This window comes from Actinomadura sp. WMMB 499, from assembly GCF_008824145.1.
Taxonomy (GTDB): domain Bacteria; phylum Actinomycetota; class Actinomycetes; order Streptosporangiales; family Streptosporangiaceae; genus Spirillospora.
On sequence record NZ_CP044407.1, the window covers coordinates 8,066,075 to 8,088,713 of the forward strand.

A 22,639-nucleotide genomic window follows, 5' to 3' on the forward strand; every position below is an offset into this window, starting at 1 on the left:
CACCGGGCACGCGCCACGGGGCACGTCCCATGAGCACGTCCCACGAACGGAACGCACGACCCCTGCGGGAAAGGGAGCCATCCTTGGCCGTCAAGCCCATCCGCCTCTTCGGCGATCCAGTGCTGCGCACCCCCGCCGATCCGGTGAAGGACTTCGACAAGGAGCTGCGCAAGCTCGTCAAGGACCTCACCGACACGATGATCGACGCCCCCGGGGCGGGGCTGGCCGCGCCGCAGCTCGGCGTCGGCCTGCGCGTGTTCACCTACTACGTGGACGACCGCCTCGGGCACGTCGTCAACCCCACCCTGGACCTGACGGACGAGCAGGAGACCGACGACGAGGGCTGCCTGTCGCTGCCCGGCCTGGCGTTCCCGACGCCGCGCAGCGTCGGGGTCGTCGCCAAGGGCTTCAACATGCACGGGGAGCCGATCACGCTGGAGGGCACGCACCTGCTGGCCCGCTGCGTCCAGCACGAGACCGACCACCTGGACGGCGTGCTGTTCATCGACCGGATGGACGCCGACCAGCGCAAGGCCGCGATGAAGGCGATCCGCGAGGCCGAGTGGTTCGGCGACCCGGCGCCGGTCGTGAAGGAGTCGCCGCACCGCACGTTCGGGAAGGCCATCTGATGAAGCTGGTCTTCGCCGGGACGCCCGACACGGCGCTGCCGTCGCTGGACGCGCTGCTGGCGTCCGAGCACGAGGTGGCGGCGGTCGTCACCCGCCCGGACGGGCGCGCGGGGCGGGGCCGCCGCGTCGCCGCGAGCCCGGTGGCCGAGCGCGCCGCCGCGGCCGGGGTGGAGGTGCTCAAGCCGGCGAAGGTCCGCGATCCCGAGTTCCTCGACCGGCTGCGGAAGATCGCGCCCGACTGCTGCCCGGTCGTCGCCTACGGGGCGCTGCTGCCCCGCGAGGCCCTCGACGTCCCCCGGCACGGCTGGGTGAACCTGCACTTCTCGCTGCTGCCCGCGTGGCGCGGCGCGGCGCCCGTCCAGCGGGCCATCCTGCACGGCGACGACGTGACGGGCGCGGCCACGTTCGAGATCGAGGAGGGCCTCGACACCGGCCCCGTCTACGGGGTGCTGACCGAGCCGATCCGGCCGGACGACACCTCCGGCGACCTGCTCGGACGGCTCGCCGTCGCGGGCGCGGGCCTGCTGCTGGACACGATGAACGGGATCGAGGCGGGGGTGCTCGAGGCGCGCCCGCAGCCGGCCGAGGGCGTCTCCCACGCCGCGAAGCTGAACCCCGAGGACGCCCGCGTCGACTGGACCGCCCCGGCGCGGCACATCGACCGGCTCGTCCGCGCCTGCACGCCCGCGCCGGGCCCGTGGACGGAGTTCCGCGGCGCCCGGCTGAAGCTCGGGCCCGTCCGCCCGGCGCCGCCGGACGCCGCGCCGCTGCCGCCGGGACGGCTGCGCGCGGGCAAGAACGAGGTGCTGGCCGGGACGGCCACGCACCCGGTCGTCCTCGGCGACGTCCAGCCGCCCGGCAAACGGCCCATGCCCGCCGCCGCCTGGGCGCGCGGCGCCGCCATCACCGACGAGGACGCGCTGCACTGATGCCGCACACCCGCAGACACGGCGGAAACCGCGACAACCGGGGCAAGGGGAACGGCGGCGCCGGGCGGCGCCCCGGCGGCCCGCGCCGCACCGGACGCCCGCAGGACCTCGTCCGCCGCACCGCGTTCGACGTCATCCGCGCCGTCGAGACCCGCGACGCCTACGCCAACCTGCTGCTGCCCGCCCGGCTCCGCGACCGCGACCTCTCCGGCCGCGACGCCGCGCTCGCCACCGAGCTGACCTACGGGACGCTGCGCGGGCGCGGCACCTACGACGCCGTCCTCGCCCTGTGCAGCGACCGCGAGCTGCGCCGGATCGACGCGCCGCTGCTGGACGTGCTGCGGCTCGGCGCCCACCAGATCCTCGCCACCCGCATCCCGCCGCACGCCGCCGTCGGCACCACCGTGGAGCTGGCGCGCTCGGTCGCCGGGCCGGGGCAGGCGAAGTTCGCCAACGCGGTCCTGCGCAAGGTCGCCGGCCGCGACCTCGACGGCTGGCTCGCGATCATCGCGCCGCCGGACGCCGACCCCGTCGCGCGGCTGTCCGTCGCGCACAGCCACCCGAAGTGGATCGTGTCGGCGCTGCGCGACGCGGTGGGCCCGGCCGAGATCGAGGACCTGCTCGCCGCCGACAACGCCCGCCCGCGCGTGACGCTCGTCGCCCGCCCGGGCCGCGCCACCGTCGCCGAGCTGGCCGGGGCGGGCGCCGAACCGGCCCCGTACTCGCCGCACGGCGCCGTCCTGCCCGACGGCGACCCGTCCGCCGTCGCCGCCGTCCGGGAGGGCCGCGCCGCCGTCCAGGACGAGGCGAGCCAGCTCGTCGCCCTGGCGCTCACCGAGGTCCCCGTGGACGGACGGGACGCGCGCTGGGCCGACGTGTGCGCGGGGCCGGGCGGCAAGGCGGGCCTGCTGTCGGCCGTCGCGACGCAGCGGGACGCGCGGCTCGTCGCCGCCGACGTCCAGCCGCGCCGGGCGGGGCTCGTGCGCGGCGCCGTGGACGGCCGCGCCGGGGTGCTCGCCGCCGACGGCACCGTGCCGCCCTGGCGTCCGGGCGCCTTCGACCGGGTCATGGTGGACGCGCCCTGCACGGGTCTCGGCGCCCTGCGGCGGCGCCCGGAGGCGCGCTGGCGGCGCGGCCCCGAGTCGGTCGCCGAACTCGGCCCGCTGCAGCGCGGCCTGCTGGCGGCCGCGCTCGACGCGACCCGGCCGGGCGGCGTGGTGGCGTACGTCACCTGCTCGCCGCATCTCGCGGAGACGCGCGTCGTCGTCGACGACGTCGTCCGTACCCACGGCGGTGCCGAGCGGCTCGACGCCCCGTCCGTCCTGACCGGGCTCGCTCCCGGCCTCGCCGGCCTCGGCGACGGCCCCTACGCGCAGTTCTGGCCGCACCGCCACGGCACGGACGCGATGTTCCTGGCACTCCTGCGCCGCACCTGACGTTCACCTTGACGAGGGCTCGTGTTCACCGTGGAGCCCGCCGGTTCGTAGGGGAGGTCCGTGCTCACCGCCTTCATGCACGTCGTGTCGGCTCTGGGGAGCGCTGCCTTCTACGTCCCGCTGCTGGTGGTTTTGTACTGGTGTGTCGCGCCGCGTCTCGCCGCGCGCGCCACGGTGCTCCTGCTGCTCAGCGCCGTCCTGAACACGCTGCTCAAAATGGTCTTCCACGACCCCCGGCCGTTCTGGACGGACCCGTCGGTCGAGGGACTCGCGCCCCACTCCTCGTTCGGCATGCCGTCCGGTCACGCGCAGAACGGGATCGTCTTCTGGGGCTTCCTGGCGATGCGGGCCAGCCGTCCCGTGCCGTGGGCGGGCGCCGTCGTCATGATCGTCCTGATCGGCGCGTCCCGCGTGTACCTGGGCGCGCACACGGTCACGCAGGTCCTGGCGGGCTGGGCCGTCGGCGGCGCGCTCCTGCTGCTGGCGCTGGCGGTCGGGCCCGCCGTCGTGGCGTGGTGGGTCCGGCGGCGCCCGGCCGTCCAGGCGCTCCTGTCCCTCGGGATCCCCCTGCTGCTGATGGCCGCCGCCTGGGGCGCGTTCCGGCCGCTCCAGGACTTCCGGTACCCGCCCGGCTGGCGGCGGGAGATCATCGAGGCCGGGGGAGACGTCGAGCCGCTGAGCCTCACCCAGGCGGCGATGATCACCGGGGCCCTGTGCGGGTTCCTCGCGGGCGCGGCGATCACGGCGCGGCGCGGATGGCCCGAACCGGCGGGCGCGCTCGGGCGCCGCCTCGCCCTGCTCGGCGTCGGGATCGCGGGCGCCCTGCCGCTCCTCGCGCTGAACCTGCCGTTCGGTGGCCCGCACCCCGTCCAGGCGTACGCCGTCCAGGCGCTCGCCGCCCTGTGGGTGACGGCCGGGACCGCCGAGGCGTACGCCCGGCTCGGCCTGGCGTCGCGCACCCGTCCCGAGACCACCCCCGCCGTCACCCGGCCGGGGGACGGACCGCCCGGCCACCGGCAATAGACTCGTCGCATCATGGCTCCGCAGATCTCACCCAGCATCCTGTCCGCCGACTTCGCCCGACTGGCCGAGGACGTCGAGCGCATCGCCGACTCCGCCGACTGGGTGCACGTGGACGTCATGGACAACCATTTCGTTCCGAACCTCACGCTCGGGCTCCCGGTCGTGCGGTCGCTGCTGGAGAGCAGCGCCCTCCCGCTCGACTGCCACCTCATGATCGAGGACCCGGACCGGTGGGCCCCCGAGTACGCCGAGGCCGGCGCGGGCAGCGTCACCATCCACGCCGAGGCCGCGAAGGCGCCCGTCCGCACGTTGCGCGCCATCCGGGCCGCCGGGGCGCGCGCGGGCCTCGGCGTGAACCCGGCCACGCCCGTGGACGGGTTCGAGGACCTCCTCGGTGAGATCGACATGCTCCTGCTGATGACCGTCGAACCCGGCTTCGGCGGGCAGCCGTTCCTCGACGTCGTGCTGCCGAAGGTCCGCCGCGCCCGGGAGCTGATCAAGGGCCGCGACCTGCCCGTCTGGCTCCAGGTCGACGGCGGCGTCAGCGCCGGGACGATCGAGCGGTGCGCCGAGGCCGGCGCGGACGTGTTCGTCGCGGGCAGCGCCGTCTACGGCGCCGACGACCCGGCCGAGGCCGTCCGCCGCCTGCGCGGCCAGGCCGAGGAGGCGACCGCCAAGGCGGACTGGTGACGGGCCGGGCGGACGCCGGCGGGCCGGCGCGGGGCGGGGCGCACCTGCCGTGCGCGGCCGTCCTCTTCGACGTGGACGGCACGCTCATCGACTCCACGCCCCTCGTCGAGCACGCCGCCCGCCTGTGGGCCCCCGGGTACGGCATCGACGCCGAGGAGTTCCTCGCCGGCTCCCACGGGCGCCGGACGAGCGACCGCGTCGCCGACTTCCTGCCGCCGGACCGCGTCGCCGAGGCCACCGCCCGCCTCGACGCCCTGGAGGCCACCGGGACCGACGGCATCACCGCCCTCCCCGGCGCCCTCGAGCTCCTGGCGGGCATGGACGGGCTGCCCTGGGCGCTCGTCACCTCCATGGACCGCGCGCAGCTCGCCGCCCGCGCCGCCGCCGCGCGGATCCCGCTGCCCGACGTGGTGATCACCGCGGAGGACGTCCGGCGCGGCAAGCCCGACCCCGACGGGTACCGGCGGGCCGCGCGCAGGCTCGGCGCGGACCCGGCGGCCTGCGTCGTCGTCGAGGACGCCCCCGCGGGGGTCGCCGCCGGGCGCGCCGCGGGCGCCACGGTCCTCGCGGTCACGACCAGTCACCCGCCCGAGACGCTGGGCGAGGCCCACCACGTCATCGAGGGCCTCACCGCGCTCGTCCCCGGACCGGACGGCCTGACGCTCGCCTGAGCGCCCTGAGCGCCCTGCATGCGGGGCGGGCGTCGACCGGTCCGGCGGCGGGAATCGGCACGATCATCCGGAATCCGCCGGTTTCGCGGTAGGGGTGCGGCCCCGGCGGGCATCCCACCGACATGAGCAGTGCGCTGGAGGTGACCGTCGCCGAGCGGCACGGGCCGATCGCCGTCCTCGCCGTCGAGGGGGAGCTCGACCTGCACAACGGCCCGCTGCTGGCCGGTGCCGCCCTGGAGGCCGTGGGCCACGGGTACCCGCACGTGGTCCTGGAGATGTCCGGGGTGCCGTTCTGCGACTCCAGCGGCCTGAACGCGCTGATCAGGCTCTACCGGCGGCTGCACGCCGAACACGGCTCCCTGACGCTGGCCGCCGTGCCCGGGCGCCTGGAGCGGCTGCTGAGTATGACGGGCATCGACCGGCTCATCCCCGCCCGTGCGGACGTCCCGGAGGCCCTGGAGGTCGTGCGCGAGGCGACCGGGCCGCCCGGCACGGAGGCGGGCTGACCGAGCGTCCCCGCAGGTCCGGGCGGGCCGCGCGGTCCGCACGGGCGCCCGCGGGAATCTCGCATGGACACGGGAGTTGCGGGCCGGAACGCCGTCGTGGCGACTCTCACATGGGGCGGGGAATGTCGGGCATGGCACACTGGTTGGAAGCATGAACGCGTGCTCCGGGGTCGGTGCAATTCCGAACCGGCGGTGACAGTCCGCGACCCGGCCGAAACCATCGGCCGGTTGACCCGGTGGAACTCCGGGACCGACGGTGAAAGTCCGGATGGGAGGCAGCGCGCGTACGTCCCTGTCATGGGGGCGTAATGGGCATATCTGCCGTACCCCGGAGCCTTTGGAGTAGGAGGCCCGGGAGTGTTCACCGGCATCGTCGAGGAGCTCGGCGAGATCGCTTCGATCGAGCCCCAGGGGGACTCGGTCGCGCTCGCGATCCGCGGTCCGCTCGTCACCCAGGACGCCGTGCACGGCGCGTCGATCGCGGTCAACGGCGTCTGCCTCACGGTGGTGGACGTCCGCGACGGAGTCTTCACCGCCGACGTCATCAAGGAGACCCTCGACAAGTCGAGCCTCGGCGTGCTCGAACCGGGCTCGAAAGTGAACCTGGAACGTCCCGTCCGGCTGTCCGACCGGCTCGGCGGGCACCTCGTCCAGGGCCACGTGGACGGCGTCGGCGCGATCGTCTCCCGGGAGCCGGGGGAGCGGTGGGACGTCGTCACGGTGTCGCTGCCGGCCGACCTGAGCCGCTACCTGGTCGACAAGGGCTCGATCACCGTGGACGGCATCAGCCTCACCGTCGTCGAGGCGGGAACCGACCGGTTCAGCGTCGCGCTCATCCCCACGACCCTCGCGCTCACGACGCTCGGCCACAAGCGTCCCGGCGACCCCGTGAACCTCGAGGTCGACGTCGTCGCCAAGTACGTCGAGCGCATGTTCGGCGACCGCGCGTCCGGTGACCGGCCATGAGCTGGCTCGACGCGAGCTTCACCGTCTTCGGCGAGCACGTCCTTTGGACCGATCTCATCGGTAACGCGCTGTCCCTCGCCGTCGTGTGGCTCGCCATGCGCAAGACGATCTGGACGTGGCCGGTGCAGCTCACCGGCGCCCTGCTGCTCCTCGCGGCGTCCCTGCACGCCGACGTCCCCGGCAACGCGCTCAAGCAGGTGCTGTTCTGCGGTCTCGCCCTGTACGGGTGGCACCGCTGGACGCGCGGGCGGCGCGACGGCGAGGGACTGGTCGTGCGGCGGGCCACCGCCCGCGAGCGGATCGTGCTGGTCGCGGTGCTGCTGCTCGGCACCGCGGTCGTCGCGCAGCTGTTCACCCACCTGGCCTGGCTGGAGATCGCCTGGTCGCCGTGGGCGAACGCCTACATCTTCGTCGGCAGCGCGGTCGCGACGTTCGCGCAGAGCCGCGCGCTGGTCGAGTTCTGGGTCGTGTGGGTGCTGGTCGACCTCGTCGGCGTCCCGCTGGCCCTCAAGTCCGGCCTGTACGTCTCCGGAGCCGTATACGGGATCTTCTTCGTGATGGTGATGTTCGGGCTCCGCAACTGGCTCCGCGAGTCCCGGGACGGCTCGGCCTCGCGCACTACCCCCACCAAGGACAAGGCGGTGACCGCATGAGCGGCAACGACGGCATGACCGAGCACGACATGACCGAGCACGACATGACCGAGCACGACATGACCGAGCACGGCACGATCGACAACGGGAACGGGATCTTCGACGACATCGAGGCGGCGGTCGCCGACATCGCGGCGGGGCGTCCCGTCGTGGTGGTCGACGACGAGGACCGCGAGAACGAGGGCGACATCATCTTCGCCGCCGCCAAGTCGACGCCGGAGCTGCTGACCTTCACGATCCGCCACACCAGCGGGGTCATCTGCGTCCCGATGGAGGGCGCCGACCTCGACCGGCTGCAGATCCCGCTGATGACCGCGCAGAACACCGAGCCGATGCGCACCGCCTACACCGTCAGCGTGGACGCCCGCGACGGCGTCACCACCGGCATCTCCGCCGCCGACCGGGCGAAGACCATCCGGACGCTGTGCGACTCGGCGTCCGAGCCGCGCGACCTCGTCCGTCCCGGGCACATCTTCCCGCTGCGCTACCGCGAGGGCGGCGTGCTGCGCCGCCGCGGCCACACCGAGGCCGCCGTCGACCTCGCCCGGATGGCGGGCCTCGCGCCCGCCGGCGTCCTCGCCGAGGTCGTCAACGAGGACGGCACCATGGCCCGCCTCCCCGAACTCCAGGTGTTCGCCAAGGAGCACGGCCTCAAGCTGATCTCCATCGAGCAGCTCGTCGAGCACCGCCGCCGCACCGAGCCGCTCGTCACCCGCGCCGTCGAGACCCGGCTGCCGAACCGGTACGGGACGTGGCGCGCCGTCGGGTTCTCCAGCGCCGTGGACGGCGGCGAGCACGTCGCGCTCGTCCTCGGCGACCTCGGCGACGGCACCGACGTGCTGGTCCGCGCGCACTCCGAATGCCTCACCGGGGACGTCCTGCACTCCGAGCGGTGCGACTGCGGCACCCAGCTCGACGCCGCGATGGAGCGCATCGCGCAGGAGGGCCGCGGCGTCGTCCTCTACCTGCGCGGCCACGAGGGCCGCGGCATCGGCCTGCTGGCCAAGCTGCGCGCCTACGCGCTGCAGGACGCCGGCTCCGACACCGTCGACGCCAACCTGGAGCTCGGCCTGCCCGCCGACGCGCGCGAGTACTCCAACGCGGCGCACATGCTGCGCGACCTGGGCGTACGCTCGATACGGGTGCTCACCAACAACCCGGCGAAGCTGCGGGGCCTGCACGGCTTCGGCATCGAGGTGCGGGGCCGCGAGGCCATGCCGGTGGTGGTCACCGAGGACAACAGGCGCTACCTGACGGTCAAGCGGGACCGTCTCGGACACCAGATCGAGGGACTCTGATGAGCGGCGCGGGACGCCCCGAGGACACCGTCGTCGACGCGGCCGGGCTCACGCTCGGCGTCGTCTGCACCCGCTGGCACGAGCCGATCACCGATCCGATGCTGGAGCGCGCCCTGGCGGCCGCCAAGGCGTGCGGGATCGACGAGCCGGTGGTCGTGCGCGTCGCCGGGGCGCTGGAACTGCCCGTCGTGGCCCAGCAGCTCGCCCGCGACCTGGACGCCGTCGTCGTCCTGGGCGCGGTCATCCGCGGCGAGACCGCCCATTTCGACTACGTGTGCGACTCGGTGACCGCCGGTGTGACACGTGTCGCGCTCGACGAGTCGACTCCGGTGGGCAACGGGGTCCTCACATGTGACAACATTGAGCAGGCAATGCAGCGGAGCGGGCTGCCCGGCAGCCGCGAGGACAAGGGATGGGAGGCGACTGTGGCCGCGCTAGACACGGCTCTGACCCTGCGAGGTCTGCGGCATCACGGTCACGCCGGGTACGGCCTGGAGCATTCGGGCTCCTGAACGTCCCCGGAAACCCGTCACGCATCCCATCGAAAGGCAACCTTCCGTGCTGTCACTCGTCCTGCCCAAGGGGTCGCTGGAGAAGGCGACCATGCAGCTGTTCGACGCCGCCGACCTCACCGTCCGGCGCGCCTCGGACCGCGACTACCGCGCCTCCATCGACGACCCGCGCATCGACCGCGTCCGCGTCCTGCGCCCGCAGGAGATCCCGACCTACCTCGAGCAGGGCCTGTTCGACCTCGGCATCACCGGCCGCGACTGGATCACCGAGACCGACTCCGAGGTCGTGAGCCTCGGCGAGCTGAAGTACTCCAAGGCCACCTCGAACCCGGTCCGCGTGATCATGGCTGTGCCCGAGGACGCGCCCTGGAAGAGCGTGTCCGACCTGCCCGAGGGCGTCCGGATCTCCACCGAGTTCCCGGCGATGACCAAGCGGTTCCTCGAGCAGCACGGCGTGAAGGCCAAGGTCGTCCCGTCCTACGGCGCGACCGAGGCGAAGGTGCCCGACATCGTGGACGCGATCGTCGACCTCACCGAGACCGGCTCGTCGCTGCGCAAGAACGGGCTGCGGATCCTCGACACGCTCCTCACCAGCTACACCGAGCTGGTCGCGAACCGCGAGGCCTACGAGGACGCGGAGAAGCGCGCCGCGATGGAGGACGTCGCGCTCCTCCTGCAGGGCGCGATCCGCGCCCGCGGCAACGTGCTGCTCAAGCTGAACGTCGCGCAGGCCGACCTGCGGGCCGTCCTCGACATCATGCCGTCGATGTCGTCGCCCACGGTCACGTCCCTCGCCGGGGGCGAGTCCAACGCGGTCGAGTCGGTCGTCGCCAAGCGCGGCGTCAACACCCTGATCCCGGCACTGAAGGCCGCGGGCGCCCACGACATCCTCGAGATCCCCATCTCCAAGATCGTTGACTGAGAACCCGGCCCTGCCGGCCGAGTGGCGCCCCCGCACCACCCGGCTCGTCGCCTACGCCACGGCGGGCGCGATCATCCTGGCCATGATCGTGCTCGCCGTGTTCGTGGCGCCCCAGTTCACGGTCGTCGACCGTGCCCTGATGGTGCTGTTCGGCCTCGGCCTCGCCTGGATCCTGCACATGCTGGCCCGCTGCCGCGTCACCGCGGACGAGTCCGGCCTGACGGTCGTCAACGCGTTCCGCACCCGCCGCCTCGAGTGGCCGGAGGTCCTGGACGTCACGATGACCGTCGGTGACCCCTGGCCGCGCCTCGACCTGTCCGACGGGACCGCGCTCGGCGCCATGGGCATCAACGGCGCCGAGAAGGCCCGCGCCTCGCGCCAGGTCGCCGAGCTGGCCGCCCTGCTGAAGGCCCGTTCCGAGACCCCGGACGTCACCTGACGGCGAGACCCGCCGTCCGTACAAGTCCCGCTCGGTAGGCTGTAACCAAGACCAGAGGCGTGTTCATGTGCGACAGTGGACGCGTGAGCGCACAGAGTGTCGAACTGTATGCGGAAAGTGGCCTCATGGACGTTGAGTCACTGCCAGACTGGGTCATCCCCCCGCCGGGTGGCTTCACCGCCGACCAGTTCCTCGACATGCGCGGTCTCCCTCGGCATACGGAGCTGATCGACGGGAGCCTGGTCTTCGTGAGTCCGCAGACGGTCTGGCACGCGTGGGCCATCATGCACATCGTGCATGAGCTGAGCCGCCAAGCACCGCCGGAGTTGGAGGCCGTTAACGAGATGACCGTCCGGTTGTCGCAGCGACAGGCACCAGAGCCGGACGTGTCGGTGATCAGGGCCGAGGTCCTGGACCTCGATCGCACCCATTTCGAGTCGGAGGACGTCGTTCTCGCGGTCGAAGCCGTTTCCCCGGATTCCGTGGAACGTGACCGGGAGATCAAGCCCCGCAGGTACGCCGCCGCCGGGATCCGCCATTACTGGAGGATGGAGAAGGACGGCGACCGTACGGTCGTCTACGTCTATGTCCTCGATCCGGTGGACGACGCGTACCACCTGACCGGCATTCACCACGGCACCCTCAAGGTCGCCGTCCCGTTCGAGATCGAGATCGATCTGAACGCCATCGACCGGCGCGGCCGCGGTAACGCCCGGTCACGCGGCCGTGACGAGGGTGAAGGCGCCGGCGAGGAGTAGGGCGGCGGCCCAGAGACGGTCCAGGTCCCACCAGGTCCGGCGGAGGATCGCCGGGCCGACGAGTTCGTAGACGAGCACGGCGACGATCCCGGCGACGGCGAGCATCGCGAGGGTGTGCACGGCCGTCACGAAGATCCCCGCGGACAGCGCGCTGCCGGACGCCTCCGCGAGACCGTGATCGTGATGGCCCGCCACGGCGGGCGCCGCGGACGGGGTGAGCAGCGGCACCAGCATCAGGCCCGCGCCGTGCATGGACGACATGACGAACGACCAGCCCGCGAGCCGCCACGTCCCGACCGGCGCGGGCGGCCGGTGCCCCGCGCGACGTCCCGCGGTCAGCAGCCACAGCCCGAAGCCGACCAGCAGGACGCCGCCGCCCACCGCCAGCGTCCGGGGCGGGACGACCGTGCCCGCGAGGGACACGAGGACGGCGACCGCGCCGATGGACGCCGCGTGCCCCGCGGCGATCGGGGGCAGTGCCCCCACGACCGGCGCGCGGCCGCGTTCCTGCAGGCCGCGCGTCACGGCGAACAGCCAGCCCATCGCCGGATTCAGCCCGTGGAACGCGCCGAGCACCACGAGCGCGGCGAGCGAACCGTCGCGCATGCCCCGCCCCCTCCCTGCCCGTCCCTCACGTCCCTCCGTGCTCCGTCGCGGCCGGCGTCCGTGCGGAGGCGCGGGACGGTCAGCGGAGTGCGGCCGACAAGGGGAAACGGTACCCGGTATGGGCGATTCGCGATCTCGGTGTATAGCCTGGCGCTGTGGTGGCTGACACAGTGGAAGGCGGCCCTTTCGGTGGCGGCGGGGCCGGGGAGGCGGCCGCCTCGCCCGCGGACCTGGCGGGCCTGCTGGACCGGCACGGCTACCTGTGCGACGACGGCCTGGCCACGGCGTGCTTCCTCGCGCTGCGCATGGGACGGCCGCTGTTCCTGGAGGGCGAGGCCGGCGTCGGCAAGACCGAGCTGGCCAAGACGCTGGCGCGGGCGCTGCGGGCGCCGCTGATCCGGCTGCAGTGCTACGAGGGGCTCGACGCGTCGCAGGCGCTCTACGACTGGGACTTCCCGCGCCAGATCCTGCACCTGCGCGCCGCCGAGGCCGCCGGGACGGCCGACGCCGCGCGCCTCGAGGGCGAGCTGTACGACCGCCGGTTCCTGCTGGCGCGGCCGCTGCTGCGGGCCCTCGAGACCTCGCCGAGCGTCCTGCTGGTCGACGAGCTCGACCGCGCCGACGACGAGTTCGAGGCGTTCCTGCTCGAGATCCTCAGCGACTTCACGATCACGGTGCCCGAACTCGGGACGATCCGCGCGGAGCGCCCGCCGGTCGTCGTCGTCACGTCCAACCGCACCCGGGAGGTGCACGACGCGCTGAAGCGGCGCTGCCTCTACCACTGGCTGGAGCACCCGTCGTTCGAGCGGGAGGTCGCGATCATCCGGCGGCGGCTGCCGGACGCGACCGCGCACCTGGCGGGTCAGGTCGCGGACGCCGCGCGGCGGCTGCGGGGCGGCGGGCTGCTCAAGCCGCCCGGCGTCGCCGAGACCCTCGACTGGACCGAGGCGCTGCTGGCGCTCGGCGCCCGCGAGCTGGATCCGGGCACGGCGGCGGTGACGCTCGGCGCCGTGCTGAAGTACCGCGAGGACCAGGAGCGCGGCGGCGCCCTGCTCGGCGGGGGCTGACGCGGCGGTGGAGGGCGGAGACGTCATCGGGACCCTCGCCGGGTTCGCCCGGACGCTGCGCGCGGCGGGCGGCGCCGCCGACCCCGAGCGCCTGCAGGCGATGGTCGCGGCGCTGCGGCACCTCGACGTCCTCGACCCGTCCGAGGTGTACTGGGCGGGACGTCTCACGCTGTGCGCGGGCCCGGACGACCTGCCGCGCTACGACCGGGCCTTCGCCGCGTACTTCTCCGGCGAGACGGCGCGCCCACGGAGCAGGCCCCCGGTCGTGGTGCGCCGGATCCCCGCTGCCGACCCCGCCGGGGACGGCGACGGGAGCGACGACGGGAGCGGCGACGCGCGGGCGGCCACCGCGAGCCCGTCGGAGGTCCTGCGGGAACGGGACGTCTCGAAGCTCGGCCCCGCCGAGCGCGCCGAGGTCGCCCGGCTGATCGCGGTGCTGGACGCGGGCGCCGAGCCGCGCCGCTCCCGCCGGTTCGCGCCCGCCCCCGCCGGCCGCCTCGACCCGGCCCGGACCGTCCGGGAGACGCTCCGGCGCGGCGGCGAGACGGCGCTGCTGCGGCACCGGACGCACCGCGTCCGGCCCCGCCGCGTGGTGCTGATCGTCGACGTGAGCGGCTCGATGGCCCCGTACGCGGACGCGCTGCTGCGCTTCGCGCACGCCGCCGCGCGGGCCGGGGGCCGGACGGCCGAGGTGTTCACGGCCGGGACGCGCCTGACCCGCGTCACCCGGCAGCTGGGCGGCCGCGACCCGGACGCGGCGCTGGCCGCGGCGTCCGCGGCGATCCCCGACTGGAGCGGCGGCACCCGCCTCGGCGAGGAGCTGCGGGAGTTCCTCGACCGGTTCGGCCGGCCCGGCATGGCCCGCGGCGCGATCGTGGTCGTCGCGTCCGACGGCTGGGAGCGCGGCGACGCGGGGCTGCTCGGCGAGCAGATGGCCCGGCTGCACCGGCTCGCGCACCGGGTGATCTGGGCGAACCCGCACAAGGCTCGGCCGGGCTACGAGCCGCTCACCGCCGGGATGGCGGCGGCCCTCCCGTACGTCGACGACTTCACGTCCGGGCACAGCCTGGCCGCACTCGAACATCTCGCCCGCCTCGTCGCGGGCACCGGAGGGACGACCGCCCATGCGTGACGTGCTGCAGGACATCGACGGCTGGTACGCCGCCGGGGAGACGTTCGGGCTGGCGACCGTGGTGCGGACGTTCCGCAGCGCGCCGCGCCCGCCGGGGGCCGCGATGGCGGTGTCGGCGGACGGGGAGGCGGCCGGGAGCGTGTCCGGCGGGTGCGTCGAGGGCGCGGTGTACGAGGTGGCGCGGGAGGTGCTGGCGTCCGGCGAGGCGGTGGTGCGGCGGTACGGGGTCAGCGACGACGACGCGTTCGCGGTCGGGCTGACCTGCGGCGGGATCCTGGACGTGCTGGTCGAGCCGGTCGGCCCGGAGACGTTCCCGGAGTTCGGCGATGTGGCGGCGGCGGTGGAGAAGGGCGAACCGGTGGCGGTCGCGACGGTCGTCGGCGGGCCCGGCCGGATCGGCGCGCGGCGCGTGGTGTGGCCGGACCGGGCGGCGGGGACGCTCGCGCCCGGCGCGGCGTTCGCGGCCCGGCTGGACGCGGCGGTCGACGACGACGCGCGGGGGATGCTCGCGCAGGGCGTCACCGGGGTGCGGCGGTACGGGCCCGAGGGGGAGCGTCGGCTGGACGACCTCGAGGTGTTCGTCCACGCGTTCGCGCCGCCGCCGCGGCTGCTGGTGTTCGGCGCGATCGACTTCGCGGCGGCCGTCGCGCGGATCGGCCGGTTCCTCGGGTACCGGGTGACGGTGTGCGACGCGCGTCCGGTGTTCGCGACGCCGAAGCGGTTCCCGGACGCCGACGAGGTGATCGTCCAGTGGCCGCACCGGTACCTCGCGGGGGAGACCGTCGACGAGCGCACGGCGATCTGCGTCCTGACGCACGACCCGAAGTTCGACGTGCCGCTGCTGGAGATCGCGCTGCGCACGGAGGCCGGGTACGTGGGTGCGATGGGGTCGCGCCGCACCCACGACGACCGGCTGGCCCGGCTGCGCGAGGCGGGCCTCACCGAGGGCGAGCTGGCGCGGCTGCGGTCGCCGATCGGCCTCGACCTCGGCGCCCGCACGCCGGAGGAGACCGCGGTGTCGATCGCGGCGGAGCTGGTGCAGCTGCGGTGGGGCGGGTCGGGCCGCCCGCTGACCGAGACCGACGGCCGCATCCACGGCCCGGAGGCGCACCACGGCGACGCCGATGGCGGGTGAGGCGGCCCCGCCCGGTCGCGGCCGGGCGGCCGGGGCCGGCGGGGGGCGGGTCGCCGGGCTGCTGCTGGCGGCGGGCGCGGGCCGCCGGTTCGGCCGTCCGAAGGCGCTGCTGGAACTGGGCGGCGAGCGGCTCGTCGACCGGGGCGTCCGGACGCTGCGCGACGCCGGGTGCGCGCCCGTGCTCGTGGTGTCGGGGGCCGCGCCGGTGGAGGTCGCGGGGGCGGTCGTCGTGCCCAACCCGGAATGGCGGGAGGGCATGGGGTCGTCGCTGCGCGCCGGGCTGGCCGCGCTGCCGCCGGGCTGCCCGGCCGTGGTCGTGGCGCTGGTCGACCAGCCGGGGGTGACGGCCGCGGCGGTCGCCCGGCTGATCGGCGCGTACACCGGCGGCGCGCGGATCGCCGTCGCGACCTACGGCGGTGCGCCGCGCAACCCGGTCCTGCTGGCGGCCGAGCACGTCGCCGCCGCGGCGGAGTCCGCGGTCGGGGACCGGGGCGCCCGCGCGTTCCTGCGCTCCCGCCCCGACCTGGTGACGCCCGTGCCGTGCGACGGCGTCGCGGTGCCCGACGACATCGACACCCCGGACGACCTGGAGTCCTTCACCCGCCGCCCGCCCCGCTGAGCGCGCGCTCGTAGGCCAGCAGGGTGTCGACGAACGTTCGGCGCTCCGCGGGGGAGAGGGGCTCGAGCGCGGTGCGCCAGGCGCCGGCGCTGTGCCCCAGCCACCCCTGGATCGCCGGAAGGTGCTCGGCGGTGACCCCGACGATGGTGCGGCGCCGGTCGCCGGGGTCCTCGCGCCGCTCCAGGATCCCCTGCCTGCTGAGGTCGCCGACCATGAGGCTCACCGTCGCGGGCGCGACCTCGAGCCGTCCCGCGAGTTCGGTGACGCCCATCGGCCCGTCGAAGAGCAGGTAGGCGAGCATCGACAGGTGCCGCGGCGCCAGGTCGAAGCCGGCCAGCTCCGGCGGGGGTTTGATCCGCTTGGCGGCCCCGACCAGCCGGGGCATCAGCAGCAGCATCGTGCGGACGCCCTCGTCGACATCGTCTCCGGTTGACATACCTATGCTTCCAAAATAGCTTTGTCTAGAAAGTATTTTTGCTTGCAAAGCAAATCTGTTGTGCGTGCACTCGCAGGATAGGAGATCGTGCCATGAGCGACTGGAACCGGCCGATCATCGAGGAGTTCCGGGCGAACGGCGGGAAGGTCGGCGGACCCTTCGAAGGCGCCGACCTGCTGCTGCTGACCGGCACCGGGGTCAAGAGCGGACGCCCGCACGTCACGCCGCTCGGATACCTGGAGCGGGACGGCGTGCTGTTCGTGTTCGCGTCCAACGCGGGGGCGCCCGACGATCCCGCCTGGTACCGCAACGTCCGCGCCGACCCCCGCGTCACCGTGGAGATCGGCGCCGAGACGTTCGACGGCGTCGCGCTCCCGGTGGACGGGGACGAGCGCGACCGCATCTACTCGCTGCAGGGCGAGCGCGTCCCCGCGTACGCCGAGTACCAGCGGCAGACCGACCGGGTGATCCCCGTCGTCGCGCTGCACCGGGCGTCCGCGGCCGGGCGCGCGTGGGCGCTCGGCGACGAGCTGGCGCGGATCCACGACGACCTGCGGGGCCGCCTCGCGGACCTGCGGGCCGAGATCCTCGCCGTCCCGGACGGGCGGGCCGCTCGCGCGCCCGACCTCGGACGGCGGCTGCGCGAGCACTGCGTGTCGGTCTGCGACGTCCTCGGCGAGCACCATGACGGCGAGGAGGCCCGCGCGTTCCCGCGGCTCGCCGCGCGGTTCCCGGGCCTGGCGCCCGTCCTGGCGCGGCTTCGCCGGGAGCACGTCCAGGTCACCGAGACCCGCCGCCGCCTGCTCGAACTGGTCGAGGACCCGGGCGACCACGATCCCGCCCGGGTGCGGGCGGAACTGGAGGGCATGATCGGCCGCCTCGAGGCGCACTTCGCCTACGAGGAGGAGCAACTCGGCGGGGTCCTCAACGCGGTCGGCCCGCTGTGGCGGTCCGGGCCGCCGGAACTCGAGGCGCGCGACGGCGCGGCGGGCTAGGGCAGGGGCGGGACGGCGGACTCGTCGAGCGCACCGCAGTCGACGGCGCGGCGGAGCCGGTCGGTCAGCGCACTGATCGTCGCGGGCTCGTCCAGCACGCCGCCCCCGCCCCCGGCCCCCTCCCGCCAGGCCCGCACCCGCGCGATGACGTCGTCCACGCCGGTCAGGTGGTGGCCGTACACGACGGCGTAGCGGCTGGGCAGGTGCGCGGGGTGCAGGTCCCAGCCCTGGTGGAAGCCGTGCCGCAGCGAGTGCCGGACGTGCGCGGCGTGCGCCGCCCAGGCCGCGTTGACCTCGCCCGCGCCGTCGTCGCGCGGGACGACGTTGGTGGAGCCGTCCGACAGCCGCACCCCGGATCCGGCGAACCCGACCTGCATGACGTGCCGCGCGAAGTCGCACGCCGGATGGTCGAGGCGCTGCTCGTCCGGGGAGAGCCCGATGGCGGCGGTGTAGTCGAACACGCCGAAGTGGGCGCCGGTCAGCCGGCCCGCGGCCGCCCGGACCAGGGCGGGCGCCGCGACCCGCCCGTCCGCGTCGAAGACCGACTCGGGGGTCTCCACCTGGATCTCGAAGCGCAGGATCCCGGCGGGCAGGCCGAGGGCGGTCTCCAGCCGGTCGAGGTACTCGGTGAACAGCGCGACGTGCTCGGCGGCGATCACCTTCGGGAACGTGATCGTGAACCCGCCGGGCAGGCGCCCGAGCCGGTCCCGCAGCGAGGTGAGGAACCCGTCGAGGGTCCGCATCGCCCGCTCGTGGCCGCCGTCGGCGAACGACTTGACCCGCAGCCCCCAGTAGTGGGGCAGCCCCTTCACCTCGTACGCGGCCGCCACGGCCTCGACGACCCGGGCGACGTGCGCGTCCTCTTCGGCGTCCGGGCGGGTGCCGTAGCCGTCCTCGAAGTCGATCCGGAGGTCCTCGACCGGTTCGGCGGCCAGCTTGGCCGCGACCCGCTCCCGGACCTGCCCGGCCACCTCCGGGTCGAGGCCGAACGCGGCGCCGAAGGACCCGTCGCCCGGGGTGTGGGTGTTGAGCAGTCGCAGCGCCTCGGCGCCGAAGTCGGCGGGCGTCGAGGCGGCGAACCGGTCCGCCGGGACGTACACCGTGTGCACCGGTCGGCGGCCGTCGGCGCCGCCGGGCAGGCGTTCGCGGTGCTCGTCGCGGACGGCGGCGATGCGGGCGGACAGGTCGTCGAGCGAGGCGGAGCTGAGGTTCACCCGGCCATGATCCCCCAAGATCCGCGGAATGTGGCGCCGGGCTCGAGATCGATCACTCCTTCACCGGACGCGAACGCGTTCGGCGGGCACGTCATCGGCTCCACGCCGAGCCCGGCGCGCGGTTCGGGGGCCGCGTCGGCGGTGTAGATCTCCATCCAGGGGTGCGCCTCGTCGGACCACAGCCGCACCGACCGGCCGCCGCCGCTGAGCGTCGTCCAGCAGCGGCCGTCCGCGTCCCGGCCCAGGTCCGTGTACGCGTTGTCGATCTTCCGGTCGCCGAGCGCGGGGCCCGCGCGCAGGTCCCGGCGGGTGCCCGCGACGTCCTTCGCGGGCCCGGACGGGATCATCCGGCCGTCCACCGGGAGGTACCGGGCGGCGTCGAGCGTGACGGTGCAGCGGTCGATCGGCACGCCGACGGTGAGGTACGGGTGGGCGCCGTGCCCGTACGGGGCGGTGACGTTCCCCGGGTTGTGCGCGCTCAGCCGGACGGTCAGGCCGGCCTCGGCGTCCAGGACGTACTCGGCCTCGAGGTCGAGCCGGAACGGGTACCCGCCGGACGCGAGCAGCCGGTGCGCCAGCCGCACCCGGTGCGGCTCACGCTCGGCGAGCGTCCAGGGCGCCCACCGGACGAGCCCGTGGATCGCGCAGTCGTTCTCGGGCTCCGACAGGTCGAGCTGATACGGCTTCCCGGCGTACCGGTACCGGCCGCGGTCGACGCGGTTCGGCCACGGGATCAGCAGGCTCCCGAACGCCGCCGGGGCCGGCTCGTCCGCGCCGTGGGTCAGCACGAGCGGCCGCTCGTCCCCGCCGTCCGCGAGCCCGCCGTCCGCGAGCAGGGTCAGCGCGCGCAGGCTCGCGCCCGACTCGGTGACGACGGCCCGGTACGGCCCGGCGGCGAGCGCGTACTGTGCCCCGGTGATCATTTCGGTCATACCCGGACGTTACCCCAGTGCAGCGCCACCACACGGCGCCGTGCGCGGGCCCGCGCGGACCCGTCCGGCCCCGCTCGTCCGGCCCGCTCGTCCGCCCCGCTCGTCCGCCCCGTTCGTTGGGCGTGGTTCAGACGGCCCGGTTCATCCAGCGGGGGCCCGCCAGCGCGATCGCCGCGCGGCAGCCCGCGAGGAGCCCGCAGGCGAGGTCGGTGCCGGAGGTGTGGCCCACGGCCAGCAGCCGCCGCACCGCCGGGTCCGCCGGCCGCGTCCCGGCGGCGCAGTGCAGCACCGCGCCGACCTCGACGCCGGCGCCGCCCGCGGCCGCGCAGTGCAGCAGCGTCGCGGCGAGCGCGGTGGTGCGGGTGCCGGCGTCCGCGGTGACGGCCGCGCCCAGCCAGTCGGCCAGCCACACCGCGCGCCCGCCGGGCCGGACGGCGCCGCCCGCGAGCCGCAGCGCCACGAGCAGCCCGCACAGGATGTCGTCCCCGCTCGGCGTGAGGCCCGGCCCGAGGCCCACGATCCGCTCGGCGGCCTCCACCGCGCCCGCGAGGTCCCCGGCGGCGCAGCGGGCGGCGAGCAGCTCCGGGTCCGGGTGCCCGGCCAGGCCGCCGCCGGTCATCTCCGCGTCGGCGCACGCGGACTCCACGGCCCGGACGCCGCGGGCGAGCGCGGCGGGGTGGAGCGGTCCGAGGACGGGCGCCGGGTCCCACTCGCGGCGCACCCGCACCGCGAACCCGCCGGTCTCGACCCGGCCGTCCCCGACGATCGCGTCGGCGCCCTCGCGCACCGCGCGGAACGGGCGGTCGCGGCGGGCCGCCGGGACGACCACGGCGTTCGGCATGCGGGCGGCGTCCGAGGCGACCACGGCCAGCACCCGCGGCTCCGGCGCGCCGCGCACCTCCGCGTACACCGCCGCCGGGAAGACGGCGATGACGCGCGCGGGGCGGCGCGGGCCGTCCAGCAGCGGCCGCAGGGCGAGGCTCGCGGCACCGGCGCCGGCCGGGCGCGCGCCCGGCGGGCGGGTTCCGGGCCGCGCGGGGAGCGGTGCGGGATCGCGGACTAGCGGGGTCACGGAACCTCCCGAGGCCGGTGACGGGCGCCGCCCGCGTCCTCGTCGACGGGGCGGCCCGGACTCTGCCGCGACGGTAGATCGCCGCTCGCGCGGGCCGTATGGACAAAGGTGCCAAGGCTTCTTGTCATTGTTCGTCTTTGTTGTCAGTGTTGATCAGGAACCGGTAGCGATCACGCCGTAACTGGCGATGTACGCACCAAAAGGCGAGGTGACCCCTGGCATGAGTTACATCAGCGCGGACCCGGGCCCACCGGCCCTGAGGCTCGCCAGCACCGGAACCCTGACCTACGGCCTGTCGGTCGGCGAGGTCCTCGGCGTCAGCACCCTGGACGGCGCCCGCCTCATCGCCGGCCGCGCCGGACTCGACCGCGTCGTCCAGCGGCTCAACGTGATGGAGGTCCCCGACGTCCTGTCGTGGGTCAAGCCGAACGAGCTCCTCCTCACCACCGGATACCCGCTCCGCAACACCCCCCAGTCCCTCGACAACCTGGTCGCCGACCTGGACGAATGCGGCCTCGCGGCGCTCGCGATCAAGCTCGGCCGCTACCTGGACGCCGTCCCGCCGGAGATGGTCGCGCAGGCCGACCGGCGCGGCTTCCCGCTGATCCTGCTCCCCCCGGGCGTCGGCTTCGACGACATCCTCAACCAGGTGCTGACCGACATCCTGAACCGGCAGGCGGCCGTGCTCGCCCGTACCGAGGAGGTGCACCGCGCGCTCGTCCAGATCGTGCTGTGCGGCGGCGGGCTCCAGGAGGTCGTCGACGAGGTCGCGTCGCTGCTGGACGTCGCGGTCGTCGTGCTGGACGGCGACCAGCGGGTGCTCGCGGGCGCCGGGCCGGACGAGGACGTCCAGGCGATGCGGGCGTTCGACGCGGGCCGGCACGCGGCCTGCGGGTGCGGCATCACGGGAGCGCACGGCACCGCCGACCACCTGGTCGTGCCCGTGATGGCGGGCGGCTTCGACCACGGCCGGATCATCGCGTTCAGTCCCGGCGGCGCGCTGCGCGGCACCGACCTCGGCATCCTCGAGCGCGCCGCGACCGTGACCGCGCTGGTGGTGACCAAGCAGCAGGCGGTCGCGGCGGTGGAGAGCAAGTACCGGGCCGACTTCCTGCGGGACGTCCTGGCGGGCCGCGCGGGCGACGACGACCGGATCATCGCGCACTGCGACGGTTTCGGCTGGGACCTCGACCGCCCGATGATGGTCGTGGTCGCCGAACTGGACGGGCGCGCCCGCAACGGGGGCTCGGGCGGGGGAGCGGGCGGCGAGCAGGACGGCGGCGCGCGCGGCGGGCGCGGCGCGGAGGAGCGGTCCGCGCAGGAGCGGCTCGCCGCGGCCTGGACGGCCGCCGCGCGGCGGCACGACCGCGGCGCGGCGGTGGTGAGCTTCGCCCACGAGGTCGTCGCGATCATCGGCGGGGACGACGGCGGCTCGGCCGAACTGCCGTCCGCGCCGCTGCAGACCATGATCAAAGAGGCGGCGGCGCTGTTCGCGGAGCAGTCCTCGGTGCGGCGGACGTTCTCCACCGGCGTCAGCCGCACCGTGGACTCCCCGCTCGCGCTGCCGGAGGCGTACGAGCAGGCGGTCAAGGCCGTCCGGGTGGGGCGGCAGCTGCACGGTCCCGGGGCGCGCGCGCACTTCGACCAGCTCGGCGTGTACCGGCTGCTGAGCCTGGTGTCGGACCCGGACGAGCTGCACGCGTTCGTCCGCGAGACCCTCGGCGACCTGGCGTCCGACGCCGAGCCCGAGCTGGTGGACCTGCGCCGCACCCTGCAGGTGCTGCTGGAGACCAACCTCAACGTCGCCGAGACCGCCCGCCGGCTCCACTTCCACTACAACACGCTGCGGTACCGCATCGGCAAGCTGGAGCGGATGCTCGGCGCGTTCACCGAGGACGCACATCTGCGGCTCAACCTCACCCTCGCCCTTCACGTTCTGCGCATGCGAGGTATCTGAGCGTAGTCGCACCGACCGGTGGTCGTCCGGGGGCCGCGCCGA

Annotated in this window: 25 protein-coding genes and 1 riboswitch; of the genes, 20 read left to right on the forward strand and 5 right to left on the reverse strand. The window is 74.8% G+C overall.

What is annotated here, in order from left to right; genetic code table 11:
- The first annotated feature begins 83 nt into the window (after nt 1-83).
- The 14 genes from def (at nt 84) to F7P10_RS36785 (ending at nt 11,432) form a co-directional block, all read left to right on the forward strand.
- The gene (def, locus tag F7P10_RS36720; protein ID WP_151016650.1) at nt 84-629 is read left to right on the forward strand and encodes a peptide deformylase; all 546 of its coding nucleotides are present in this window, start codon (nt 84-86) and stop codon (nt 627-629) included.
- Entirely contained in the window at nt 629-1,558 is a 930-nt protein-coding gene (fmt, locus tag F7P10_RS36725; protein ID WP_151016651.1) for a methionyl-tRNA formyltransferase, read from the forward strand. The genes def and fmt overlap by 1 nt, the downstream gene beginning before the upstream one ends.
- The gene (locus F7P10_RS36730; protein WP_151016652.1) at nt 1,558-2,994 is read left to right on the forward strand and encodes an RsmB/NOP family class I SAM-dependent RNA methyltransferase; all 1,437 of its coding nucleotides are present in this window, start codon (nt 1,558-1,560) and stop codon (nt 2,992-2,994) included. The genes fmt and F7P10_RS36730 overlap by 1 nt, the downstream gene beginning before the upstream one ends.
- 60 nt (nt 2,995-3,054) lie before the next feature.
- Nucleotides 3,055-4,017: a phosphatase PAP2 family protein gene (locus tag F7P10_RS36735; protein ID WP_151016653.1), complete on the forward strand. Its 963-nt coding sequence runs from the start codon at nt 3,055-3,057 to the stop codon at nt 4,015-4,017.
- A 12-nt stretch (nt 4,018-4,029) separates the two neighbouring features.
- Nucleotides 4,030-4,707 (forward strand): ribulose-phosphate 3-epimerase, encoded by a 678-nt coding sequence (gene rpe / locus F7P10_RS36740; protein WP_151016654.1) that lies wholly within the window; start codon nt 4,030-4,032, stop codon nt 4,705-4,707.
- Nucleotides 4,704-5,378 carry an HAD-IA family hydrolase gene (locus F7P10_RS36745; protein ID WP_254716214.1) on the forward strand — a complete coding sequence of 225 codons (675 nt, stop codon included), beginning with the start codon at nt 4,704-4,706 and terminating at the stop codon, nt 5,376-5,378. The genes rpe and F7P10_RS36745 overlap by 4 nt, the downstream gene beginning before the upstream one ends.
- Nucleotides 5,379-5,500: 122 nt before the next feature.
- Complete coding sequence (locus F7P10_RS36750) at nt 5,501-5,884, forward strand: STAS domain-containing protein (protein WP_151016655.1); 384 nt, start codon at nt 5,501-5,503, stop codon at nt 5,882-5,884.
- Between the two features lie 155 nt (nt 5,885-6,039).
- Nucleotides 6,040-6,170, forward strand: a riboswitch (FMN riboswitch).
- Nucleotides 6,171-6,241: 71 nt separating this feature from the next.
- Nucleotides 6,242-6,850 carry a riboflavin synthase gene (locus tag F7P10_RS36755; protein WP_151016656.1) on the forward strand — a complete coding sequence of 203 codons (609 nt, stop codon included), beginning with the start codon at nt 6,242-6,244 and terminating at the stop codon, nt 6,848-6,850.
- Nucleotides 6,847-7,503 carry a nicotinamide riboside transporter PnuC gene (gene pnuC / locus F7P10_RS36760; RefSeq protein WP_151016657.1) on the forward strand — a complete coding sequence of 219 codons (657 nt, stop codon included), beginning with the start codon at nt 6,847-6,849 and terminating at the stop codon, nt 7,501-7,503. The genes F7P10_RS36755 and pnuC overlap by 4 nt, the downstream gene beginning before the upstream one ends.
- Before the next feature lie 59 nt (nt 7,504-7,562).
- On the forward strand, nt 7,563-8,801 hold the full coding sequence (locus F7P10_RS36765) for a bifunctional 3,4-dihydroxy-2-butanone-4-phosphate synthase/GTP cyclohydrolase II (protein WP_151018525.1): 1,239 nt from the start codon (nt 7,563-7,565) through the stop codon (nt 8,799-8,801).
- Nucleotides 8,801-9,313 (forward strand): 6,7-dimethyl-8-ribityllumazine synthase, encoded by a 513-nt coding sequence (gene ribH / locus F7P10_RS36770; RefSeq protein WP_151016658.1) that lies wholly within the window; start codon nt 8,801-8,803, stop codon nt 9,311-9,313. The genes F7P10_RS36765 and ribH overlap by 1 nt, the downstream gene beginning before the upstream one ends.
- A 46-nt stretch (nt 9,314-9,359) precedes the next feature.
- Nucleotides 9,360-10,235, forward strand: a complete 876-nt coding sequence (gene hisG, locus F7P10_RS36775; RefSeq protein ID WP_151016659.1) for an ATP phosphoribosyltransferase — start codon at nt 9,360-9,362, stop codon at nt 10,233-10,235.
- On the forward strand, nt 10,228-10,674 hold the full coding sequence (locus F7P10_RS36780; RefSeq protein WP_254716215.1) for a PH domain-containing protein: 447 nt from the start codon (nt 10,228-10,230) through the stop codon (nt 10,672-10,674). The genes hisG and F7P10_RS36780 overlap by 8 nt, the downstream gene beginning before the upstream one ends.
- An 83-nt stretch (nt 10,675-10,757) precedes the next feature.
- The gene (locus F7P10_RS36785) at nt 10,758-11,432 is read left to right on the forward strand and encodes a Uma2 family endonuclease (protein ID WP_368077435.1); all 675 of its coding nucleotides are present in this window, start codon (nt 10,758-10,760) and stop codon (nt 11,430-11,432) included.
- On the opposite strand, the gene F7P10_RS36790 is transcribed toward F7P10_RS36785, so the two are convergent.
- Nucleotides 11,391-12,038 carry a hypothetical protein gene (locus tag F7P10_RS36790; protein ID WP_151016660.1) on the reverse strand — a complete coding sequence of 216 codons (648 nt, stop codon included), beginning with the start codon at nt 12,036-12,038 and terminating at the stop codon, nt 11,391-11,393. The genes F7P10_RS36785 and F7P10_RS36790 overlap by 42 nt on opposite strands.
- A 158-nt stretch (nt 12,039-12,196) precedes the next feature.
- Here F7P10_RS36790 and F7P10_RS36795 point away from each other — a divergent pair, with 158 nt between their 5' ends.
- From F7P10_RS36795 to F7P10_RS36810, 4 genes are read left to right on the forward strand one after another with little or no spacing between them, the layout of a single operon-like run.
- Complete coding sequence (locus F7P10_RS36795) at nt 12,197-13,105, forward strand: MoxR family ATPase (RefSeq protein WP_254716839.1); 909 nt, start codon at nt 12,197-12,199, stop codon at nt 13,103-13,105.
- 7 nt (nt 13,106-13,112) lie between these two features.
- On the forward strand, nt 13,113-14,237 hold the full coding sequence (locus F7P10_RS36800) for a VWA domain-containing protein (RefSeq protein WP_151016661.1): 1,125 nt from the start codon (nt 13,113-13,115) through the stop codon (nt 14,235-14,237).
- On the forward strand, nt 14,230-15,372 hold the full coding sequence (locus tag F7P10_RS36805; RefSeq protein WP_151016662.1) for an XdhC family protein: 1,143 nt from the start codon (nt 14,230-14,232) through the stop codon (nt 15,370-15,372). Before F7P10_RS36800 ends, F7P10_RS36805 begins: the two co-directional genes overlap by 8 nt.
- Complete coding sequence (locus F7P10_RS36810; RefSeq protein WP_151016663.1) at nt 15,362-15,991, forward strand: NTP transferase domain-containing protein; 630 nt, start codon at nt 15,362-15,364, stop codon at nt 15,989-15,991. The genes F7P10_RS36805 and F7P10_RS36810 overlap by 11 nt, the downstream gene beginning before the upstream one ends.
- Here the strand turns inward: F7P10_RS36810 and F7P10_RS36815 are convergent.
- Nucleotides 15,969-16,427 (reverse strand): MarR family winged helix-turn-helix transcriptional regulator, encoded by a 459-nt coding sequence (locus tag F7P10_RS36815; protein WP_151016664.1) that lies wholly within the window; start codon nt 16,425-16,427, stop codon nt 15,969-15,971. The genes F7P10_RS36810 and F7P10_RS36815 overlap by 23 nt on opposite strands.
- A gap of 92 nt (nt 16,428-16,519) precedes the next feature.
- Here F7P10_RS36815 and F7P10_RS36820 point away from each other — a divergent pair, with 92 nt between their 5' ends.
- The gene (locus F7P10_RS36820; protein ID WP_151016665.1) at nt 16,520-17,422 is read left to right on the forward strand and encodes a nitroreductase/quinone reductase family protein; all 903 of its coding nucleotides are present in this window, start codon (nt 16,520-16,522) and stop codon (nt 17,420-17,422) included.
- On the opposite strand, the gene F7P10_RS36825 is transcribed toward F7P10_RS36820, so the two are convergent.
- The 3 genes from F7P10_RS36825 to F7P10_RS36835 all read right to left on the reverse strand — a co-directional run bounded on the left by F7P10_RS36825 (nt 17,419) and on the right by F7P10_RS36835 (nt 20,640).
- A complete protein-coding gene (locus F7P10_RS36825; RefSeq protein WP_151016666.1) occupies nt 17,419-18,636 on the reverse strand; it encodes an aldolase in 1,218 nt (405 codons plus the stop codon). The genes F7P10_RS36820 and F7P10_RS36825 overlap by 4 nt on opposite strands.
- Entirely contained in the window at nt 18,633-19,568 is a 936-nt protein-coding gene (locus F7P10_RS36830; protein WP_151016667.1) for an aldose 1-epimerase family protein, read from the reverse strand. The genes F7P10_RS36825 and F7P10_RS36830 overlap by 4 nt, the downstream gene beginning before the upstream one ends.
- Before the next feature lie 127 nt (nt 19,569-19,695).
- Entirely contained in the window at nt 19,696-20,640 is a 945-nt protein-coding gene (locus F7P10_RS36835) for a DUF2877 domain-containing protein (RefSeq protein ID WP_151016668.1), read from the reverse strand.
- 220 nt (nt 20,641-20,860) lie between these two features.
- Between F7P10_RS36835 and F7P10_RS36840 the strand changes: the two genes are divergently transcribed.
- Nucleotides 20,861-22,597, forward strand: a complete 1,737-nt coding sequence (locus F7P10_RS36840; protein ID WP_151016669.1) for a PucR family transcriptional regulator — start codon at nt 20,861-20,863, stop codon at nt 22,595-22,597.
- The last annotated feature ends 42 nt before the right edge of the window (nt 22,598-22,639 follow it).

What these genes read in the sequence shown, in the direction of transcription:
- F7P10_RS36820 (WP_151016665.1), top strand. Translation starts at nt 16,520, where the DNA reads ATGAGCGACTGGAACCGGCCGATCATCGAGGAGTTCCGGGCGAACGGC.
- F7P10_RS36790 (WP_151016660.1), bottom strand. Translation starts at nt 12,038, where the DNA reads ATGCGCGACGGTTCGCTCGCCGCGCTCGTGGTGCTCGGCGCGTTCCAC.
- F7P10_RS36805 (WP_151016662.1), top strand. Translation starts at nt 14,230, where the DNA reads ATGCGTGACGTGCTGCAGGACATCGACGGCTGGTACGCCGCCGGGGAG.
- rpe (WP_151016654.1), top strand. Translation starts at nt 4,030, where the DNA reads ATGGCTCCGCAGATCTCACCCAGCATCCTGTCCGCCGACTTCGCCCGA.
- F7P10_RS36815 (WP_151016664.1), bottom strand. Translation starts at nt 16,427, where the DNA reads ATGTCAACCGGAGACGATGTCGACGAGGGCGTCCGCACGATGCTGCTG.
- ribH (WP_151016658.1), top strand. Translation starts at nt 8,801, where the DNA reads ATGAGCGGCGCGGGACGCCCCGAGGACACCGTCGTCGACGCGGCCGGG.
- F7P10_RS36750 (WP_151016655.1), top strand. Translation starts at nt 5,501, where the DNA reads ATGAGCAGTGCGCTGGAGGTGACCGTCGCCGAGCGGCACGGGCCGATC.
- F7P10_RS36765 (WP_151018525.1), top strand. Translation starts at nt 7,563, where the DNA reads ATGACCGAGCACGGCACGATCGACAACGGGAACGGGATCTTCGACGAC.
- F7P10_RS36810 (WP_151016663.1), top strand. Translation starts at nt 15,362, where the DNA reads ATGGCGGGTGAGGCGGCCCCGCCCGGTCGCGGCCGGGCGGCCGGGGCC.
- F7P10_RS36830 (WP_151016667.1), bottom strand. Translation starts at nt 19,568, where the DNA reads ATGACCGAAATGATCACCGGGGCACAGTACGCGCTCGCCGCCGGGCCG.
- F7P10_RS36840 (WP_151016669.1), top strand. Translation starts at nt 20,861, where the DNA reads ATGAGTTACATCAGCGCGGACCCGGGCCCACCGGCCCTGAGGCTCGCC.
- fmt (WP_151016651.1), top strand. Translation starts at nt 629, where the DNA reads ATGAAGCTGGTCTTCGCCGGGACGCCCGACACGGCGCTGCCGTCGCTG.
- F7P10_RS36730 (WP_151016652.1), top strand. Translation starts at nt 1,558, where the DNA reads ATGCCGCACACCCGCAGACACGGCGGAAACCGCGACAACCGGGGCAAG.
- pnuC (WP_151016657.1), top strand. Translation starts at nt 6,847, where the DNA reads ATGAGCTGGCTCGACGCGAGCTTCACCGTCTTCGGCGAGCACGTCCTT.